General features: G+C 64.8%; 18 protein-coding genes. 14 read left to right on the top strand and 4 right to left on the bottom strand.

What is annotated here, in order from left to right; translation table 11 throughout:
- Positions 1 to 77: 77 nt before the first annotated feature.
- Both ARGLB_RS14045 and ARGLB_RS14040 read right to left on the bottom strand, forming a co-directional pair.
- Positions 78 to 830, bottom strand: coding sequence for a DUF429 domain-containing protein (locus ARGLB_RS14045; protein ID WP_003803582.1), 753 nt, complete (start codon positions 828 to 830; stop codon positions 78 to 80).
- 254 nt (positions 831 to 1,084) lie between these two features.
- Positions 1,085 to 2,113 carry an NADPH:quinone reductase gene (locus ARGLB_RS14040; protein WP_003803580.1) on the bottom strand — a complete coding sequence of 343 codons (1,029 nt, stop codon included), beginning with the start codon at positions 2,111 to 2,113 and terminating at the stop codon, positions 1,085 to 1,087.
- A gap of 210 nt (positions 2,114 to 2,323) precedes the next feature.
- Between ARGLB_RS14040 and ARGLB_RS14035 the strand changes: the two genes are divergently transcribed.
- Both ARGLB_RS14035 and ARGLB_RS14030 read left to right on the top strand, forming a co-directional pair.
- Complete coding sequence (locus ARGLB_RS14035) at positions 2,324 to 3,616, top strand: C-glycoside deglycosidase beta subunit domain-containing protein (protein ID WP_043419194.1); 1,293 nt, start codon at positions 2,324 to 2,326, stop codon at positions 3,614 to 3,616.
- A gap of 31 nt (positions 3,617 to 3,647) precedes the next feature.
- On the top strand, positions 3,648 to 5,129 hold the full coding sequence (locus ARGLB_RS14030) for a C-glycoside deglycosidase beta subunit domain-containing protein (RefSeq protein ID WP_003803576.1): 1,482 nt from the start codon (positions 3,648 to 3,650) through the stop codon (positions 5,127 to 5,129).
- Between the two features lie 74 nt (positions 5,130 to 5,203).
- Here the strand turns inward: ARGLB_RS14030 and ARGLB_RS14025 are convergent, their stop codons facing one another.
- Positions 5,204 to 6,148, bottom strand: a complete 945-nt coding sequence (locus tag ARGLB_RS14025; RefSeq protein ID WP_003803574.1) for a LysR family transcriptional regulator — start codon at positions 6,146 to 6,148, stop codon at positions 5,204 to 5,206.
- Between the two features lie 237 nt (positions 6,149 to 6,385).
- Here ARGLB_RS14025 and ARGLB_RS14020 point away from each other — a divergent pair, with 237 nt between their 5' ends.
- From ARGLB_RS14020 to ARGLB_RS13970, 11 genes are all read left to right on the top strand, one after another.
- Positions 6,386 to 7,675: an ABC transporter substrate-binding protein gene (locus ARGLB_RS14020; protein ID WP_043419191.1), complete on the top strand. Its 1,290-nt coding sequence runs from the start codon at positions 6,386 to 6,388 to the stop codon at positions 7,673 to 7,675.
- 53 nt (positions 7,676 to 7,728) lie between these two features.
- A complete protein-coding gene (locus ARGLB_RS14015) occupies positions 7,729 to 8,688 on the top strand; it encodes a carbohydrate ABC transporter permease (RefSeq protein ID WP_003803569.1) in 960 nt (319 codons plus the stop codon).
- A 3-nt stretch (positions 8,689 to 8,691) separates the two neighbouring features.
- Entirely contained in the window at positions 8,692 to 9,528 is an 837-nt protein-coding gene (locus ARGLB_RS14010) for a carbohydrate ABC transporter permease (protein WP_003803567.1), read from the top strand.
- Between the two features lie 132 nt (positions 9,529 to 9,660).
- Positions 9,661 to 10,437, top strand: a complete 777-nt coding sequence (locus ARGLB_RS14005) for a TIM barrel protein (RefSeq protein WP_003803564.1) — start codon at positions 9,661 to 9,663, stop codon at positions 10,435 to 10,437.
- Positions 10,434 to 11,993: a c-glycoside 3-oxidase CarA gene (gene carA / locus ARGLB_RS14000; protein WP_003803563.1), complete on the top strand. Its 1,560-nt coding sequence runs from the start codon at positions 10,434 to 10,436 to the stop codon at positions 11,991 to 11,993. Before ARGLB_RS14005 ends, carA begins: the two co-directional genes overlap by 4 nt.
- Positions 11,994 to 12,102: 109 nt before the next feature.
- Positions 12,103 to 12,498, top strand: coding sequence for a C-glycoside deglycosidase beta subunit domain-containing protein (locus tag ARGLB_RS13995; protein ID WP_003803560.1), 396 nt, complete (start codon positions 12,103 to 12,105; stop codon positions 12,496 to 12,498).
- Complete coding sequence (locus ARGLB_RS13990) at positions 12,495 to 13,598, top strand: sugar phosphate isomerase/epimerase family protein (RefSeq protein ID WP_003803559.1); 1,104 nt, start codon at positions 12,495 to 12,497, stop codon at positions 13,596 to 13,598. Before ARGLB_RS13995 ends, ARGLB_RS13990 begins: the two co-directional genes overlap by 4 nt.
- A gap of 19 nt (positions 13,599 to 13,617) precedes the next feature.
- Complete coding sequence (locus ARGLB_RS13985; RefSeq protein ID WP_003803556.1) at positions 13,618 to 14,676, top strand: sugar phosphate isomerase/epimerase family protein; 1,059 nt, start codon at positions 13,618 to 13,620, stop codon at positions 14,674 to 14,676.
- An 8-nt stretch (positions 14,677 to 14,684) separates the two neighbouring features.
- A complete protein-coding gene (locus tag ARGLB_RS13980; RefSeq protein WP_003803554.1) occupies positions 14,685 to 15,083 on the top strand; it encodes a C-glycoside deglycosidase beta subunit domain-containing protein in 399 nt (132 codons plus the stop codon).
- Positions 15,080 to 16,267, top strand: coding sequence for a Gfo/Idh/MocA family protein (locus ARGLB_RS13975; protein ID WP_003803552.1), 1,188 nt, complete (start codon positions 15,080 to 15,082; stop codon positions 16,265 to 16,267). The genes ARGLB_RS13980 and ARGLB_RS13975 overlap by 4 nt, the downstream gene beginning before the upstream one ends.
- Positions 16,268 to 16,279: 12 nt before the next feature.
- Complete coding sequence (locus ARGLB_RS13970; protein WP_003803550.1) at positions 16,280 to 17,284, top strand: sugar phosphate isomerase/epimerase family protein; 1,005 nt, start codon at positions 16,280 to 16,282, stop codon at positions 17,282 to 17,284.
- An 88-nt stretch (positions 17,285 to 17,372) separates the two neighbouring features.
- Here the strand turns inward: ARGLB_RS13970 and ARGLB_RS13965 are convergent, their stop codons facing one another.
- A complete protein-coding gene (locus tag ARGLB_RS13965; protein ID WP_003803548.1) occupies positions 17,373 to 18,398 on the bottom strand; it encodes an apurinic/apyrimidinic endonuclease family protein in 1,026 nt (341 codons plus the stop codon).
- Positions 18,399 to 18,467: 69 nt separating this feature from the next.
- On the opposite strand from ARGLB_RS13965, the gene ARGLB_RS13960 reads away from it, so the two are divergent.
- Positions 18,468 to 18,884, top strand: coding sequence for a DUF6379 domain-containing protein (locus ARGLB_RS13960; RefSeq protein ID WP_003803546.1), 417 nt, complete (start codon positions 18,468 to 18,470; stop codon positions 18,882 to 18,884).
- The last annotated feature ends 7 nt before the right edge of the window (positions 18,885 to 18,891 follow it).

Below are 18,891 nucleotides of genomic sequence, written 5' to 3'. Positions count from 1 at the left end.
CATGCGGCATCGGCACGCTAAACGCGGGCATCTTGCGGGCAGCGCTTCGAGGCCTGTCGCCGGCAACCCGGCCGCGCCTATTTGTTCAGCCCGGTCAGCGAACCGGTTGGCAGGTGGATCCAGCCCTCCTCACGCGCTGCAAGCTCCTGATCGGGGCCGGGCAGCAGGGTAGCCTGGCGGGCGGCAGCGCGGGCTGTCAGGGATGCGATGACAGCGTCGAGCAGATCATCGGAGGCGGTCAGCTGGTCCCTGTAGGCGGCAAGGTCCAGCCAAGGGGCCGCAGCGGTGAGTTGGCCCAGGATGGCATCGCGGACTTCGGACTCAGGCGTCCCGCGGCCCTTGTACCTCCGGGCCGAGACGCCCCATATCTTCAAGGAGGCGGCAGGATAGACCTCGACAAGACGTCCCGTACCATCCCGCGGTTGAGCACCCCAGGCCCGCGCTATTTTGGCCTGAATGACGGCGCAGCGCATGGCCGGATGCGCCAATCGATCCGCCGAAACGCTCAACGGGATCAGGCCTGTTTGCTGCGTGACGAACCGGTCGGAGGCCCGGTAGGCAAGCTCACGACGTCCCGCCAACCCGTCATGACGAAGCACGGCATCCGGCTCATCCCGGAAAAGACCGAGCAGGAATGACAGGAAGGGCCGGGGCCAGCCGAGAGGGCAATCGACACCGGTGACATCTGATGCACCGAAAAGCTCGACGACGGTTTCGTCACCCACGCCGAGAGACAGATGAACAAGCCGCGCCCGCCCGTCACGCCAGTCAATGACCGCAGCAGCCGTTCTCTTCGGATCAGCGGCCAGGTCAACTCCAAGAGTTTTCACGCTGTCACCCTAACCAGAACAGAACCCCTGGGCGCTATCTTCTTCGTCAGGCCGCCTGCGGCTCCTTAGTGGCCTGTATGACGCGGCCGGTATCTCGTCCAGGTAATCCACCTGGGAGGTGGTGCGGGTCTGCCGTCCAGCATGAACCGGTCGCGGACGACCTCCTCGCCGAGGCGGTCCGCAATCCGACCACATCGCATTGGACTTAGGTCCCGCTGCCCACCCTGCCTGGGCCAGGGGAGTGGAAATATGGGTCAGGATGGTGGTGTGACGTCGATGAGCACCTTCCCGACGGTGCCGTGCTCCACGGCGTCATGTGCCGCGGCGGTCGCTTCGAGCGGGAAACGGGTCAGCGGCAGGCCGTGTTCTTCGCCGACGCGCAACGCGCCGTCGTTCAGCGCCTCGGAGACGGCGGCCACGGCATGCTGTTTCTGCTCGTCGGTGACCGTGTAGGTGAGGATGAACTGGTAGCGGATGTTCTTCGTCATGCTTTCACGGATGGGCACTGTCACTGATTCTCCGGGGTCCGCCGCGTAGATGGCGATGGTTCCGTTTGGCTTGAGTACCTGCACGTCGGAGTCGATGTTGGCTGGGGCGCTAACGTCGACGATGGTGTCGACGCCGCCGGGGGCGGCTTGGCGGACGGCAGTGACGACGTCGTCGGTGCGGTAGTTGATGACGGTGTGGGCTCCGGCGAGGCGTGCGAGTTCAGCTTTCCGGTCTCCGCTGACGGTGGTGATGACGGTTGCTCCGGCCCAGTGTGCGAGTTCAATGGCAGCGTGTCCCACTGCGCCTGCGCCGCCGGTGACCAGTACCGTGCGTCCCGCCAGGGCTCCGGGGGAGAGCCTGGCAGGGCCGTCCTCGTTCGCGGTCAGTGCCCGGTGCGCGGTCAGGGCGGGGATGCCGATGGATGCGCCGGTGTCGAAGGATTCGGCGTCCGGCAGCGCCACTGCTTTGGCCGCCGGTATGACCACGTACTCCTGTGCGGTGCCCTCATTGCTGCCCCAGGCGACGTCCCAGAGCCAGACGCGGTCTCCGATGCTGAGCCCTGTCACTCCGGGGCCGATTTCGTCGATCACGCCGGCGCCGTCCTGGTTGGGAACCTTCGGTGCTTCCAGCGGGGTGCTGCCTCCTCCGCCGGCGCGGGACTTCCAGTCGGTGGGGTTCACCCCGGAGACGACCACACGGACGCGGACCTCACCCGTGCCGGGATCAGCCAGCGGCTTGTCCTGAAGTCTCAGCACCGAGGACGGACCTGTCTCTTCGTACACAATCGCTTCCACGTCTTCTCCAATGAGTCGGTCTACCCGTGGCCTGCCTTACCGAACCAACCTACCGAAGAACAGGCCCCAACGTCCTGTGCAGATGGGCTGTTGAAGAGCCCGATGAGATTGTCCGGCGTACGCGACTTGTGATTATTTGGCGCTAACTTATGTATGAAACATGCGGAACCCTGATACTCTGGGTTTCGTACCTAGAGAGAGTGAGCAATGATGCTTCTCGAAAGAGACCTCATCCAGTCCGTTGGCTTCCGCAACGTCACCGATGGCGGGCGTGTGACAGGCTTCCAGTTCCGGGTCCGGATGCCCTCCTACCGGGGCATGGCCGCGTCGCTCATCGACGGCATTGCGGTCCGGGTCGGCAACATTGTGGACGTCGGCCCTGACGTTCCGCTGTGGACGTTCGGCGGCCGGACCTACACCCTGCAGCAGCTATGGGAAAGTGACGGCGTGCGCTGGCCCCTTGAGGAGGCGGCGGTAGTCACTGTTCCGCTCGACGGCGGTCTGCCGCAGGGCGTCCACGAGCTCACCATCGAGCTGCGGCTGCGCATGTCCTATATTCCCGTCGAGCACCAGCCAACCATCTACCGCGTCAGCCGCTCAGTGACTCTGGCACCGGAGGGCGGTGAGGGCACCTTCCGCTACGGCGTTTCCCTCTACAGCTACATGGGTGACTACGGCACCGTGATGGACCTGGAGGCCGCCTTGGCCTCCATCGCCGATGTTGGTGCCACCGGCGTCGAGATCCTCGGCGAGGGCCACGTTCCGGGCTATCCGGAACCGTCGCCGGCGTGGATCGAGAGCTGGTTCAACCTGCTCGAGAAGTACTCTCTGGAGCCCACGAACTACGGATCCTGGATCGACACCCGGCTGAATCCGGGACGGGGCATGACCGTGGCCGAGGGGGCGGAGGCGCTGCAGCGGGACCTGAGGCTTGCCCGGCGGCTGGGCTTCGGTTTCGTGCGGCCCAAGATCGGGGTCGTTTCCGGCGACCTCGTCCCCGACCCTATCTGGACCGAGTCAGTGGAACGCTCCCTTGATCTGGCCCATGAGCTGGGGATCATTATCTGCCCCGAGATCCACTCGCCCACGCCCATCAAGCACCCCGTCGTTGACGACTACATCGGCCTCATCGAGCGGACCGGAACAAAGAACTTCGGTCTGCTCATCGATACTGGAATCTTCCAGGACCGGCCCATCCCGCTGCGCGAGGGCGAAACCCGTGAAACCCGGCCCGCCTTCCTGGACGGCATCGGCGTCGACCCCGCCGACTTCGCGGACGTCGCCCAGTACGTGGTGTTCATCCAGGCGAAGTTCCACGACATCAACGAGCAGCTCGAGGACCAGCAGATTCCCTGGCTGCCCGTGCTCACGGCACTTAAGGACGCCGGCTACTCCGGCTACCTTTCCAGCGAATACGAAGGCGAACGCACTCCCTGGCGGGCCATCGAACAGGTGAGGCGCCAGCACGCCCTGATCCGCCGCATCACCTCCGAACTTCCCTAACCCATCCCATCTCCCAGCAAAGAGAACAACCATGCCAAACGGACTTCTTGTCGATTCAAGCCTGCGCACCCACCCCGAGGGCCTCGCGCTGGCACTGACGCTGCCGTGGTACCGGAGCCTGTGGCTCTCCTCGGTCTCCAGTCTGCGCCTCACCCTGGATGGCGAGGAGGTCCCCGCCGGGCACCTGTCACTGGAACTGGGCGGCGTCCGGTACGCGCTCCCGGACCTGCCGGCACAAAGCGAAACCCTCTGGTACCTCCAGGAGCACCCCCTGCTCATCGCCAAGAGGGGCGCCCCTGTGGCCCTGGGCGAGCAGCACACCGTCCAGCTCATCGGTGAGCTGCGCCTGCCCTACATGCAGATCGCTCCGGGGCAGGACGGCGGCCCCGGGATGTACGTCCCCAACTTCGTGAACCAGACTCTGGACCTGGTCGTCACGGACAAGGCAGCGTCGGCTCCGGCTCTGACGACGACGGTCACACCGCCGCCGCCGCCGAAAGCCGAAGAGGATCCCTTCTCGCTGGGGCTCACCCTGTACTCGGCCAGCGCCGAGTTCCGGGCCGGCTGGTATGACTTCGACGGCCTGTTGAACCGCGTGTCGGAGCTCGGGATCGGCCCCGGCATTGAGATCGTGGCCTCCCAGGTCCTGCCTACGTATCCGAACGTCACCGAGGACTTTGCCCGTTCCTGGCACGAGGCCTTCGACAAGTACGGCTTCACCGCAAGCTCCTTCGGCGCCAACCTGGACATGGGCCGCCGCAGGGACCGCGACATGACACCGGACGAGGAATACGAGTTCACTGAGACGCTCTTCCATGGCGCCAGGAAGCTCGGCTTCCCGCTGGTCCGCATCCAGAGCGCAAAGCCTGAGCTCCTTCGCAGGCTCCTGCCACTCGCCGAGGACCTGGAGCTCAAGCTTGCCTACGAGATCCATGCGCCGCTGGGCCCCAACGCGCCGGAAATCCTTAAGGTCCGCGACGTGTACGCGGAGCTCGATTCACCGCTGCTGGGTTTCGTGGCCGACTTTTCCTCCACGATGCACAGCATGTCTCCCACGCTCCTGCGGGCCGTCCGCCGTGCCGGGCTCGACGACGACGCCGTCCAAAAGCTGCAGTCCATCTGGGCCACCGACGCTCCGATGCGGGCGCGGCAGGAGGAATTTATCGGCTACCTCAGGGGGCGGGGCTTCGATCATGCCCGACTTGGTTCGTTCGCGCACCTGGCCTTCAACATGCACGGCCATGTTAGCCCGACGGAGTGGGCGGACATCATGCCGCAGATCATGCATGTCCACGCGAAGTTCTACGACATTGATGAGCACGGCAACGAGCCGGCCATCGACTATCCGGAACTGGTCCGGGTATTTGTCGAGGGCGGCTACCGCGGCTACTGGTCCAGCGAGTGGGAGGGTCACGCCTTCGCCGAGCTCGGCGAGGTGGATCCGCTGCTGCTGGTCCGCGAGCAGCACGACCTGATCCGCAAGAGCATGCGATCTGCGCTGGCGTCAGCCTGATCCTGTCATCCGAATGCCTCGGTGCCCGTCCGTTCAGCCGGCCGGGCACCGAGGCATTTGTACGCACCCGGCACTTACGGGGCGTGCTTGGCTGCAGCAGCGGCGACTATATCGGCAGCTTCCTTGAAGAGCCCCCGCATCCACTCATGCTCGGAATCGCGGTTGTGCACCGGGTGCCACCACAAAGCGTTGACCAGCGGCGTGGCATCGAAGGGTAGCGGCAGGACCCGCACCCCACCCACACGCATCGCGAACGGCGCCAGAGCCGCCTGGATGAGGGCGATCCGGTTGGTTCCCACCACAAAGTGCGGCAAGGACTGGAAACTTTCGACCACTACATCCACGCGCGGCTCAACACCCAGTTGCATGATCTGGCGTTCCGCCGACGTTGACGCCGAGCGGGTCTGGTAGGTCATCACCCAGGGGAGCTCGGCGATGTTCTCCATGGTGATTCTCTCGCCCACGGCGTCGTTGGAGGAAGAAACGACGGCGACCCACCCGTCCCGCCAGAGGTCCAGGTAGGGGAGCCCGGTAAGGAATCCGTGCGGAATCACCATGCCATCCACGGAGCGCAGGCGGTTGGCGGCATCCTCCACCACCATCGGATTGTGCAGCATGAACCGGAACCGGACGCCGGGGGCGCGCTCGGCCGCGAGCTCGGAAACAACCCGCCCAATTGTGGTGAAGCCGTAATCCGAGCCGTAAATGGAAAACTCGCGCTCGGATTCACTGGGCTCCCAGGTTGCCTGGCTCTCGAAAACGCGGCGCGCGGCCTCCAGTGCTGTGGTGGTGTGCTCTGCCAGGCGCAGGGCGAAGGGCGTGAGCTCATACGCATTGCCGCGGCGGGCCAGGATGGGGTCCCCGAAGTGGGACCGGAGCCGGGCCAGCGAGGCGCTCAGCGCGGGCTGGCTCAGATGGAGCCGCTCGGCCGCCCTCGTCACGCTCCTCTCAGTAATGAGGGCATCCAGCGAGATCAGCAGGTTGAGGTCGAGCCGGGAAAGCAGGAGATTATTCGTCACGGCACGGTGATCTTTCAACGGTGAACTTTCGTCACCCCAGTGTATCAGCGGCATCAATACAGCTGCCCGGACACATCACATCCTCCGATGCAGCAGCCTTCCGCAGACCCCCGTTGAACTTATGTCTGGCATCGGCAAGACTTATGTGCTTTTTCTGCACATCTCCTGCATACTGATGAGTGACCGGGGTCACGGCTCCCCGGATATTTTTCGACAACGAAGTCTGAAAGGCTGGACATGACACAGCACCGTCGCTCCGCGGGCTTGAAAGTTATCGGCGCCCTTGCGGTACCAACCATCGCGGCCCTCGCCCTCACGGGTTGCTCAAGCTCGGCCGGAAGCACCTCGTCTTCGGGTGGATCGAAGGAGTTTTCACTCGCCTTCGCGACATCCAACACCATTGAGAGCCCTTTCCAGGTGTTGGCAGAGAATTACATGAAGTCGCACCCCGACGTGAAGATCACGTTCAACCCGCAACCCAATGATTCCTATGACCAGACGCTGCGGACGCAGCTACAGGCAGGCAACGCCTCGGATGTCGTGGTGACGTCACCCGGTTCTGGCACAGGCCGCAGCATCCTGCCGCTCGCCGGGGCGGGCTTCCTTGAACCGCTGGACGATGCCGCCAAGGAACTGCTCCCCGAGGGAAGCGCCAGCACCTTTGGTTCCGACGGGAAAGTGTACGGCCAGGCCACGGAAATCACCGTCGCTGCCTTGGTGGCGAATGAGACCGCTGCAGAGGCAACCGGTGGCTTCCCTGCCGACTTTTCCTCCCTCCAGCAGCAGTGCAAGGCTCTGGAGCCGTCCGGTAAATCACTCTTTGCCCTCGCCGGAGCAGCCCCTCCCAACACGGGGCTGATGGCGATGTCCCTGGCAGCGTCGCGCGTCTACGCGGAAGACCCGAAATGGAACGATAAGCGTGCAGCCAAGGAGACCACCTTCGCCGGTTCAGACGGTTGGAAATCGGCCCTCGAAGCAGTCAAAACCCTGAAGGACGCGGGTTGCTTCCAGAAAGGTGCCGCCGGTGGCGGCTTCGACGCCATCACCAAGGGTCTTGCCAGCGGAACGTCCGTGAGCGGCTTCATCCCGGCCCCAAGCTGGAAGCAGCTGGAGTCCGCCGGCGGGGGCTCCAAATTCTCCGTACGCTCGCTCCCGGCGGAACGCGCAAGCAACAGCTACGTATTCGCCAGCGCGAACTACGCCTTCTCCATCAACGCCGCTTCCAAGAATAAGGAAGCTGCCAAGGCCTTTCTTGACTGGGCTGCAGAGCCGGAGCAGACCAAGGCGTTCGCCGAGATCGACGGCGCCCTGCCGGTCACGGGACTGGACAAGTACGACTTCGAGGGCAGTGCCTACAAGAACGTCGGCGACCTGATCAAGGACGGCAAGTACGGCCCCCTGCCGAACATCCAGTGGCCCAATTCGGCCGTCTACGACGCGCTGGCGACGGGGGTCCAGGGCATCATCACCGGCCAGAAGAGCCCTGATCAGGTCCTGCAGGCCATGGACGCTGCCTGGGGCCAGTGACCGTTTCACATCACCAAAGCTCTGACGACTCAAAGGGACAATCAAGGATTACCATGACTGCGACGATGCAACCTGAAAGCGAAGCAGCTGAAGCACCCCGGCGAGGCGGGCATACCCCGGGGGCGGGCCAGAAGACCCGCCCCCGGGGCCAGGGCCTGCAGTTCGGACACTGGTGGTGGGCCCTGCCCGGGATCGCCTTGGTGTTTGCCATCCACTATGTGGCAACCGGAATCGGCGGATTCTTCGCCTTCACGAACTGGACGGGCATCGGCTCGTTCAAAATCACGGGCTGGGCCAACTTCGAAGCCATCTTCAAGGACCCCACGAAAGTCGGTGCCCTTTCCAACACCCTGTTCCTGGCCTTCGGCTCGGTACTCCTGGGCAACATCGCCGGGTTGGTGATTGCGCTGGGCCTGAACCGCGTCCTCAAGACGCGCTACATCCTCCGGACCCTTTTCTTCATGCCCGTGGTGCTCAGTCCGCTCGCCACGGCCTACATCTGGAAGTACATCTTCGACTTCGACGGTCCGCTCAATGCGTTCCTTACGGCAGTAGGCGGCGCAGACCAGGCCAAGCCGTGGCTGGCTGACCCGCAGTGGGCCATCTGGACCGTCCTGGTGGTGCTGGTCTGGTCTTCCACCGGCTTTGCCATGGTGATTTTTATGGCCGGCCTGGCCGGTGTGCCGGCGGAAGTGGAGGAGGCGGCGGCCATTGACGGCGCCAACCTGTGGCAGCGGTTCCGCAACGTTACCCTGCCCGCCATCCGCCCCGCCGTCGCCATCGCCACCACCCTTGGAATCGTCCAGGGGCTGCGGGTCTTCGATCCCATCATGGCGCTCACCGGCGGTGGCCCGGCCGGAGCGACGGAAACCCTGGCCACACAGGTCTACAAGCAGGCCTTTGCGCTCGGGAACTTCGGGGGCGGTGCCGCCCTGGCCCTCGTGCTTGCCGCCATCATCCTGATCTTCGCCGTAATCCAGCAGCGGCTGACGCGTTCGAACCCTGAGGACTAAGCCATGTTCCGCTACACCAAGCTCACCCTGCTCCGCGAAATCGGCCTGTGGGCGCTCGCCCTGCTGTTCCTCGCCCCGTTCTACTTCCTGGTGACCACTGCCCTGAAGCCGGACAACGAGCTATTCACCACCTCGGCCTTGGCTCCGCCAAAAAGCCCTGACTTCAGCAATTTCGTCGACGTCCTCACCGCCACCGGCAACTCCAACGTGGTGATGGGCCTGGTCAACAGCCTCATCATCACCGCAGGCAGCATCGTAGGGCTCATCGCCCTCGGCTCAATCACGGGCTACGTGATCTCCCGCAGCACCCGCCGCTGGAGCAAGGGCGCGTATTACCTCTTCCTCATCGCCATCATCCTCCCCGGCCAGCTCGGCGCCGTCCCGCTCTACATGGGTGCCAGGTCCCTTGGACTCACCGGATCCGCATGGGGCCTGATCGTCCTCTACACCGGCATGCTCCTGCCGCTCTCGATCTTCCTCTACGCAAACTTCTTCCGCGGCCTTGGCACGGACTACGAGGAAGCGGCCACCATCGATGGCGCCAGCAAATCGCAGATCTTCTCCAAAGTGGTCTTCCCCATGATGGCCCCCGCCACGGGAACGGTCACTATCTTCGCCGGGCTTATCGTGTGGAACGACTTCTTCACGTCGCTGATCTTCCTGGGCGGCTCCGACAACCAGACACTGCCGGTGGCCATGTACTACTACATCGGCTCCCTGGTCTCCCAGTGGAATTCGATCTTCGCCATTGTCATCGTGTCCATGATCCCCATCCTCGCCCTGTTCCTGTTCGCGCAGAAGCGGTTCATTCAGGGCTTCTCCGGCGGCCTGAAAGGCTGATCCCCAGCAACTGTTGACTACCGCGCAGCGTCTCGAACGCTGCGTGGCGGCCCTCCACACCCAAAAACGGTCAGCATCCGGACCGTGCCACCCCCAGATTTAGCCCACCCTTCAAATTTTCGGGAGATACCCATGTACAAACTTGCGCCCAACATCGACCTCTTGTTCACCGAAGCAGGCGGCAATGCCGCCGACCGCGTCCGCGCAGCAGCTGCCGCCGGCTTCGATGCCGTGGAAATGTGGGGCCCTACCGGCAAGGACATTCACGCTCTCAAGGACGCCCTCGAGGAAACCGGAGTCCAGCTCACCGCCCAGCTGGCCGAACCCCGAATGCAGTTCATGATCCCGCCCAAGGACCACGCGCCCTTCTTCACCGGCCTCGATGCCGGCGTCGAAGTGGCCCGGCAGCTCGGCTGCCCCCGGATCGTCGTCGGCAGCGGCACCGGCTTCGGCGGCCGCAAGCGGCAGGACCAGCTGGACGAACTGATCGAGATCTTCACCAAAGCCACAAAGCACATCGAGGGATCCGGCATAACCCTGGTCCTCGAACCGGTGAACACCAGGGTTGACCACCCCGGAGCGCTCCTGGACCGCACCTCTGAAGCCGTCTACGTCGCCAAGGGCGTCAACTCGCCCAACTTCGGCGTCCTCTACGACCTCTACCACTCCACCATCGAGGGCGAGGATGTGGCCGCAGAGCTCGCCAGCGCCGGGGACCTCATCAAATACGTGCAGATCGCCGACGCCCCCGGCCGCGGAGAGCCCGGTTCCGGCTCCATCGACTGGCCCGCCCGGTTCGCCGACCTGCGGAACAGCGGCTACGCCGGCCCCATCGGGCTCGAGTATTACCCCACCATCGACTCCGCAAAGTCGGTGCGCCGAATCCAGGAACTGGTGGCGGGACGGTGAGCGGCAGCAGATATCCCGCCGCAGTCGACGTCGCCATCGTCGGCAGCGGCCCCACAGCCTCGGCCTACGCGCGAATCCTCAGCGAGGAAGCACCCGGCGCCAGCATTGCAATGTTCGAGGTAGGCCCCACTGTCAGCAACCCGCCCGGGGCTCATGTCAAAAACATCGAGGACCCGGAGCGCCGGAGCCATGCCCAGCGGGCTTCGGAAGGCCCGGGTGCAGGCGCCGAAACGGTGAACTCACCCGGCGCCGTCAAGAGCGGAGAGCGGCGGGCCCGGCCCGGAACCTACCTGTTGCAGGACGGCTACGTCTTCCCCGGCGAAGACGGGATGCCCGTCGCGGCCATGTCCAGCAACGTTGGCGGCATGGCCGCCCACTGGACCGCCGCCTGCCCGCGTCCCGGTGGAACGGAACGTATTCCGTTCCTGCCTGACCTTGAGCAGCTTCTTGACGACGCCGACCGCCTCCTCGGCGTCACCACGCACGCCTTCGACGGTGCGCCCTTCTCGGACCTTGTCCGCGAACGATTGGCGGCGGTGGTGGACAACGGACGAAAGCCGGCCTTCCGCGTCCAGCCCATGCCGCTCGCTGTACACCGGCGGGAGGATGCCGGCCTCGTCTGGTCCGGCTCCGACGTCGTGATGGGGGAGGTGACCAGGGAGAACCCGCAGTTTGACCTCTTTGATGAGTCCCTGGTGACGCGCGTGCTGGTGGAGGACGGGGTTGCCGCTGGCGTAGAGGTCCAGGACCGCCGCAGTGGCGCGACCCATCGGGTGTCCGCCCGGTACGTAGTGGTGGGCGGGGATGCCCTCCGCACCCCCCAGTTGCTGTGGGCGTCCGGAATCAGGCCCGACGCCCTGGGCCGCTATCTCAACGACCAGGCGCAGGTGGTGTTTGCGAGCAGGCTGCGCGGCGTCACGGACCTTCAGGGCCCGCCAGCCGCGGGCGGCACGCTCAGCGAGCAGAGCGGAGTGGCGTGGGTTCCTTACACCGATGAGGCCCCCTTCCACGGCCAGGTCATGCAGCTGGATGCATCCCCGGTGCCGTTGGCCGAGGACGACCCCGTTGTCCCGGGCTCGATCGTGGGACTTGGCCTGTTCTGCGCCAAGGACCTGCAGCGCGAGGACCGGGTGGCCTTCGACAACACCGTGCACGACTCGTACGGCATGCCCGCCATGCGCATCCATTACCGCCTCACACAGCGGGACCACGAGATACTGGACCGGGCCAAGCGGGAGATTGTCCGCCTGGGCAAGGCAGTGGGTGAACCGCTCGTCGAGCGTCCGTTCGTCCTTCCGCCGGGAGCGTCGCTGCACTACCAGGGCACAACGCGGATGGGCGAGACCGACGACGGCGAAAGCGTGTGTTCCCCGGACAGCCAGGTGTGGGAGGTTCCCGGCCTCTTCGTGGCCGGCAACGGCGTCATTCCCACCGCCACAGCGTGCAATCCCACCCTGACGGCAGTAGCGCTGGCCGTGCGCGGGGCGCGGAAAATCGCAGAAGAGCTCACCAGCGCTTTACTTATGTCAGAATCTGACAATAGAATGGTGAAATAAAGTAGAAGTGGCGGCCCCGCCGCCAGATTCTCTTATTTACTGGCATTCGCTCAATCACCGGCACGCTTTCAAATAACAGGCAAGGCATGCCGCAGACAAGGAGGTCTCGATGATCGCCGACCGCATAATCGAGCACGGAACACTGATCACCCGGGACGGCCGGGCCGCCGTCGAAGTCCGTATCCCCTGGTACCGGGCGCTTCCGGGCTCATGCATCGCCGGCGCCGCGCTGACGGTTGACGGCGTCGCCGCACCCGAGGACACGCTGCGCTGGACCATGAACAACCGCACGTTCAGCTTTGAGGAACTCGTGGACGAGACCGGCGAGTGGTGGTTTCCTCTGGACTCGGCAGTCCTTTCGGGCGACCTTCCCGTCTGGGACGACCAGGCCGAGCACGAGGTCAGGGTGGACCTGAAGCTCTGCATCCCCTACATCATCACCGACCACGGCGTGCTGCACATCGAAGAGCACGACACCAAGACCATGAAGGTGGCACAGCAATGACCAGCCTCGGGACGCCGATCCAGGGCGTCACCCTGTACAGCTTTACCCGGGCTTTCCACGCCCGGCAGTACGATCTTGACGGCCTAATCCGCAAGGTGGCGGCCGAGGGCTTCGGCCCGGGGCTCGAGCTTATTGGCTTCTCCAGCCTCCGCGGCTTCCCGGACGGCATCGACGACGCTTTCGTGGGCCAGTTCCGGGACCTGGTGGCCGAGGTGGACCTCATTCCTACCTCTCTTGCCGTCAACGTTGACACGGGCATCCGCCGCGACCGGCTCATGAACCATGACGAGCTGGTCGAATACATGAGCAAGCAGATCGAAGTGGCGGCCAGGCTCGGCTTCCCGATCGCCCGCGTGCAGATCTCGCTGACACCCGACGCTATGGAAAGCCTGCTGCCCGTCGCCGAGAAGTACGGCGTCACCCTGGCCCTCGAAGTCCACGCGGACCAGCACGGCGCCCACGAGCGCGTCCTGGCCCTCCGTGACCGGTATGAGAAGCTCGATTCCCCGCTGCTGGGCTTCACCGCCGACTGGGGCGCCACAGTCACCGGGTTTGCGCCCTCCCTGCTGGAGGCCTACCGCCGCCGCGGGGCAGCGGAGGACCTGCTCCGGCAGGTGGTTGAGCTGTGGAACGGCTTCTACGCCGAGGGCCCGCCGAACACCCAGAAGGTCCACGGTGAACGCTTCGGTGCATTCATCGGCCTCGCCGCCCGTAGCGGCCGGCCGGATCTCGGCATCGACTTCGCCATCAACGGAACGGGACTTTTCGGTCCTGCACCCCTGGACACCTGGCTGGAAATCATGCCGTGGGTCCGCCACGTGCACGGCAAGTTCTTCGGCATCGACGAGAACGGCGAAGAGCCCTCGGTGCCGGTCCGTGACCTGGTCCGGCAGCTCGTGGAGAACGGCTACTCGGGGGCCATCTCCAGCGAATACGAAGGCTGGCACTGGAACAACTGGCAGGACCCGTTCGACATCATCCGCGGCGAGCAGGCCGTGCAGCGTTCGGCAGCGGCCAACGCAGGTTCCGCCATGATCACCGACGCCTCAGAAGCGCGCCGCATTCTCAACAGCCACCTCGCCCAGCCCGTCCGCGGCTGATAAAGAAGGGACCACAACTATGTCAGAAGGCATCGCCGGCTCGGGCATCGAGCTTGGCATCACCCTCTATTCACTGACCTCCGAATTCGCAGCCGGGCTCTACACTCCGGAGACGCTCATCAAGGCCGTCGCCGATGAGGGCCTCGGCCCGGGCGTCGAATTCAACATCGCCCAGATGCTGCGCACCTACCCCGACGTCGACGACGACTTCGTCAAACTGTGGCGCGACAGCATGGACCGCTACGGACTGACTCCCAGCGCCGTTGGCACCAACCTGGACATGGGGCGCCGCAAGGACCGGGACATGACCCCGGATGAGGAGTATGACTTCTTCGCCGCACAGTTGCGCACCGCCAACAAGCTGGGTTTCCACCGCGTGGTGATCCGCTCCGCCGGCAAGGAACTGCTCCGCCGGCTGCTGCCCCTGGCCGAGAAATACGACCAGAAGCTCGGCTACGAAATCCACGCCCCGCAGGGCCCGAACGACCCCAAAATCCTGCAGATCCGCGAGATGTACGCGGAACTGGGCAGCGACCGGCTGGGCTTCACGGCAGACTTCAGCTCCACCATGCACAGCCTCTCACCCACCCTGTTCCGCACGCTGACCCAGATGGGACTTCCCGAGGAGCACTTCGCGGTTATGCAGGACATCTGGCGCAAGCCCCTGCCCATGCAGGAGCGCAACCAGGAGTTCGAGGACTACCTGCGGGCCAACAACTTCGATCCCGCGCAGCTGGGTCCGTTCACCCGGCTGGCGTTCAACATGCACGGCCTCGTTCCGCCGGAGGAATGGCTGGACATCATGCCGCAGATCTTCCACGTGCACGCGAAGTTCTACGACATCGACGAGAACGGCAACGAACCGGCCATGGACATTCCCCGGATCGTGCGGCAGTTCGTGAAGGGCGGCTACCGGGGCTATCTCTCCAGCGAATGGGAGGGCCACGCCTTTGCAGACCTGGGAGAGTCCGACCCGATCGACCTGGTCAAGAAGCAGCACTCGCTCATGCGCCGTGCCATCGAAGAAGCGGTAGATCCAACTGTCTCCCAGCCGGCCCTGGTCGAGACTGCGAAGTAAGGAAAGCCATGGCAACTCACAACTCCCTGTTCCAGGACTCTGATGTCCGCAAACACCCCGAGGGCATTGCCGTGTCGGTGCAACTGCCCTGGTACCGCAGCCTCTGGCTGTCCGCCGTCGACGACGTCGCGGCAACAGTCAACGGGGTCAAGATTCCCAGGGAATCCCTCCGTTTCGAACTCCAGGGCCAGACCTACTCCATCGCGGAACTTCCCGAACAATGGGAGACCCTGTGGTTCGTCGCCGACAAGCCCGACGTGGTCATCCCGCTGGACCGCATCCCCGACGCCGGGGAGGAGATCGACGTAGAAGTCATCCTCACCCTGCGCCTGCTCTACATGCAGATTGCGCCTATGCGCTACGTCGGAAACCGGGTGGCGGTCGAGCGCAAGGTCGTTCTCGCATGAACACCCTGCGCGTGGCCATGATCGGTTACGGCTTTATGGGTGCAGCCCACTCCCAGGGCTGGCGCACGGCGCCACGGGTGTTCGACCTGCCGGCGGAGCCGGAAATGGCGGTTGTTGCGGGCCGGAACGCCGAAGCGGTAGCCGCTGCTGCGCACAAGTGGGGCTGGGCTGAGTCTTCCACGGACTGGCGCGAAGTGATCGCCCGGCACGATATCGACGTCGTCGACATTGTCACCCCCGGTGATTCCCATGCAGAGATAGCGATCGCGGCACTTGAGGCCGGGAAGCACGTGCTGTGTGAGAAGCCGCTGGCCAACACGGTCGCCGAGGCGGAAGCGATGGCTGAGGCGGCGGAGCGGGCGGCTGCCCGGGGCGTCCGCGCCATGGTGGGTTTCACCTACCGCCGGGTTCCGGCCGTCACGTTCCTGCGCAACCTCATCGCCGAAGGCGCCGTGGGGACGGTCAACCAGGTGCGTGCCTCGTACCGGCAGGACTGGCTGGTGGACCCGGAGATGCCGCTGGCCTGGCGCCTGCAGAGGGAACACTCCGGCTCCGGGGCGCTGGGTGACATCGGCGCCCACGCCATTGACCTGGCCCAGTTCGTCACCGGGCTGAACATCGAGAAGGTGTCCGGCGTCATCGACACCATCGTGAAGGAGCGGCCGCTCCTGGATGCGGGTTCCGGACTCTCCGGCACCGCCGGGACCGGCTACGGCCAGGTGAGCGTGGACGATGTCGCCATCTTCACGGGCCGGTTCGCATCAGGTGCGCTGGCCTCCTTCGAGGCCTCACGCTTTGCCACCGGCCGGAAGAACGCGCTGCAGATCGAGGTCTCCGGAGACAGGGGCGCACTGGCCTTCGACCTCGAGGACCTCAACAGCGTCCAGTTCTACGACCGCACGGCACCCGCGGACCGCCAGGGCTTCCGGAAAATCCTGGTCACGGAAGCGGAGCATCCCTACGTTTCGGCATGGTGGCCAGCAGGGCACATGCTCGGTTACGAACACGGGTTCTCCCACCAGGTCAAGGACCTCGTGGAGGGTATCGTGGCCGGCGCCGACCCGCATCCGTCCTTCGCCGACGGGCTGCGGGTGCAGCGGGTGCTCGACGCAGTCGAGCGCAGTTCCGAGAATGATTCCGCCTGGACGCGCGTCGCTGTCGACGTTCCCGTGCAGGCCGGGTAGGGAGGAAAGCACATGGCAAGACCGATTACCTTGTTCACCGGACAGTGGGCAGACCTGCCGTTCGAGGAGGTAGCCCGGCTCGCCGGCGAGTGGGGCTACGACGGGCTGGAGATCGCCTGCTGGGGCGACCACCTGGACCCTTGGCGCTGGGACGACGACGCCTATGTGCAGGGCAAACTCGACATTCTGGAACGGCATGGCCTTAAAGTCTGGACCATTTCCAACCACCTCAAGGGCCAGGCGGTCTGCGACGATCCCATTGACGAACGGCACCGCGGCATCCTCCCGGACGTCGTGTGGGGCGACGGCGATCCTGAAGGAGTGCGCCGCCGCGCCGCCGAGGAACTGAAGAACACCGCGCGCCTCGCGGACAGGCTAGGCGTGAAGACAGTGACCGGGTTCACGGGATCGTCCATCTGGAAGTACGTGGCGATGTTCCCGCCCGCCTCCGAAAAAATGGTCGACGCCGGCTACCAGGACTTTGCCGACCGGTGGAACCCTATCCTTGATGTCTTTGACGAGGTGGGCGTCCGGTTCGCCCATGAGGTGCACCCGTCCGAAATCGCCTACGACTACTGGACCACCCAGCGCACCCTGGAAGCGATCGGACACCGCGAGGCCTTTGGGCTGAACTGGGATCCGAGCCACATGGTGTGGCAGGACATCGATCCCGTGGGGTTCCTTTGGGACTTCAAAGACCGCATCTACCACGTGCACTGCAAGGACACGAAGAAGCGGCTCAGCAATGGCCGCAACGGCCGGCTCTCATCCCATCTGGCCTGGGCTGATCCGCGCCGCGGCTGGGACTTCATTTCCACCGGCCACGGCGACGTGCCGTGGGAGGACGCATTCCGGATGCTGAATTCCATCGGCTACGGCGGTCCGTTGTCTGTGGAGTGGGAGGACGCGGGCATGGACCGGCTGGACGGTGCTCCCGAAGCGCTGGCCTTCGTGCGCAGGCTCTCCGGCTATGAGCCCTCCGCGGCGGCTTTCGACGCCGCCTTCAGCACCAAGTAGCACTACATAGCAGAACGGCCGGTCCTGGAACTCCAGGACCGGCCGTTCTTTGTTGCTTGAGCCTGTCAAAATCAGGGTTTCGACAGGCTCAACCACTGACGGGGGTTTCGACACGCTCAACCACCGACGTCTGCGCAAGAGCCATCTCTGCCAGCGCAAGGTGCCTGCGCGTCATCTCCGTAGGGTCGTCCTGCAGCCATTCGTGACCGCCCCATTCGCTGGTCAGGGTGCCGGTAAAACCGTTCCTGCCCAGGAGAATGCCAAGGTCCCGCAGCGGCTGCGTGACCCGCCCCCCGTCGTCGTCCAGGTCCCAGAACTTCAGGTGGAAGGCGCCCACAAGCGGGAGGATGCCCTGTAGGTCGGCAGCGTCACTGCGGCCGAACCGGATGAGCAGGTTCATAAAGAGGGTGTGGATGCGTGGCGGAACCCCTCCGGCGCGGAGCAGGGCGGTGACGGCGTCGAGGGTGGCTGGATCCCGCCAGTCACTTTCCAGGCGCCCCATGAGGTCCTCGGGCACGCCTCCCCGCCTCAGTTCTTCAAGGTAGGTCACGGGAAGGGCCGGCATGAGCATGCTGACGTCCACGAGCACCCGCACGTGGTCATCTGCAAGCCACGCTATCGCGTCCAGGGCAGGTTCGACGGCGGGGCTGCCGGGAGTCTGCTGCCCCTGGATTTCCTCGTACAGCACGAGGTCGAGCTCGTGCAGGAGAGGCTGGGCCAGAGTGAGCAGTTCGGTCCCCGCCTGTCCGATGGGCAAGCGGATCCCGCGGGCTCCGACCCGGTGGGCGGCGTGGATCTGGGGGACCAGGAAGTCCAGGCGCTCCCGCAGGGAACGGCGCCCGGTGGATGACGTGAAGTCGTCCAGGCTGGCGCCCACGATGCTGATGCTGCCTCCTGTTGCCGCCAGGGAATCCCGCAGTCCGTCCACCTCGGCGTCCTGCGGAGACGGGAAAGACCGCCACACCAAACCCGGCTCCAGCTCGATTGTCCCCACCACCGAGTCCGCTATGCCCGTGACGATGTCCTGGGCCGTTTGGCGGGCGGCGATGATCTCGGGAGTCCAGTTGAAGGAGCTGGCGCATAAGGTCCAGCTGCTCGGAATTTCGGGAGCCATTAAGGTACCTTCCCCTTTATGCTTGTTAATGACAAACTTATGTCTCTTTCAGAATAAAGGATGCCTGCCATGTTGGAAACCGCCTTGCGCGAAGATGCGCTGACCGCCACTCCGGGAGGCTTTGAGCTCCGGCTCGGCCTGCCCTGGATCCGTTCGATGCCCCTCGCCAGCGTGACCGGCCTCGCGGTTGCAATCGACGGCGTTCCGGTGGCACCGGGGGAGTTGGCCGTGGTTCTGGGGTCCCGGCGCGTATCGTCAGATGCGCTGGAGGCGGAGGCTGGCTGGTGGTTCGTGCAGGACAGGCTCGTCCTGGCAGGCAGGCGTGAACTCGGTCCCGGCCCGCACGCCGTCGCCATTGAGTTCCAGTTGATGGTGCCCTACCTGCAGGCGCGTCCCGGTTCGCCGCTGGTCCTGCCGTTTCATCTGTCGGCTCAATTGGAGCTTGACCGGGCGCCGGTACCCAGTGTGTCCCGCGACGTGGCCTGAGCGGGTA

Source organism: Arthrobacter globiformis NBRC 12137 (assembly GCF_000238915.1).
Taxonomy (GTDB): Bacteria; Actinomycetota; Actinomycetes; order Actinomycetales; family Micrococcaceae; genus Arthrobacter; species Arthrobacter globiformis.
Note: the sequence above shows the minus strand (reverse complement) of the source record. Positions and strands in the feature narration are given on the sequence as shown.

Coding starts and splice junctions, on each gene's coding strand:
- ARGLB_RS14035 (WP_043419194.1), top strand. CDS start 2,324: ATGCTTCTCGAAAGAGACCTCATCCAGTCCGTTGGCTTCCGCAACGTC.
- ARGLB_RS14030 (WP_003803576.1), top strand. CDS start 3,648: ATGCCAAACGGACTTCTTGTCGATTCAAGCCTGCGCACCCACCCCGAG.
- ARGLB_RS14020 (WP_043419191.1), top strand. CDS start 6,386: ATGACACAGCACCGTCGCTCCGCGGGCTTGAAAGTTATCGGCGCCCTT.
- ARGLB_RS14015 (WP_003803569.1), top strand. CDS start 7,729: ATGACTGCGACGATGCAACCTGAAAGCGAAGCAGCTGAAGCACCCCGG.
- ARGLB_RS14010 (WP_003803567.1), top strand. CDS start 8,692: ATGTTCCGCTACACCAAGCTCACCCTGCTCCGCGAAATCGGCCTGTGG.
- ARGLB_RS14005 (WP_003803564.1), top strand. CDS start 9,661: ATGTACAAACTTGCGCCCAACATCGACCTCTTGTTCACCGAAGCAGGC.
- ARGLB_RS13995 (WP_003803560.1), top strand. CDS start 12,103: ATGATCGCCGACCGCATAATCGAGCACGGAACACTGATCACCCGGGAC.
- ARGLB_RS13990 (WP_003803559.1), top strand. CDS start 12,495: ATGACCAGCCTCGGGACGCCGATCCAGGGCGTCACCCTGTACAGCTTT.
- ARGLB_RS13985 (WP_003803556.1), top strand. CDS start 13,618: ATGTCAGAAGGCATCGCCGGCTCGGGCATCGAGCTTGGCATCACCCTC.
- ARGLB_RS13980 (WP_003803554.1), top strand. CDS start 14,685: ATGGCAACTCACAACTCCCTGTTCCAGGACTCTGATGTCCGCAAACAC.
- ARGLB_RS13975 (WP_003803552.1), top strand. CDS start 15,080: ATGAACACCCTGCGCGTGGCCATGATCGGTTACGGCTTTATGGGTGCA.
- ARGLB_RS13970 (WP_003803550.1), top strand. CDS start 16,280: ATGGCAAGACCGATTACCTTGTTCACCGGACAGTGGGCAGACCTGCCG.
- ARGLB_RS13965 (WP_003803548.1), bottom strand. CDS start 18,398: ATGGCTCCCGAAATTCCGAGCAGCTGGACCTTATGCGCCAGCTCCTTC.
- ARGLB_RS13960 (WP_003803546.1), top strand. CDS start 18,468: ATGTTGGAAACCGCCTTGCGCGAAGATGCGCTGACCGCCACTCCGGGA.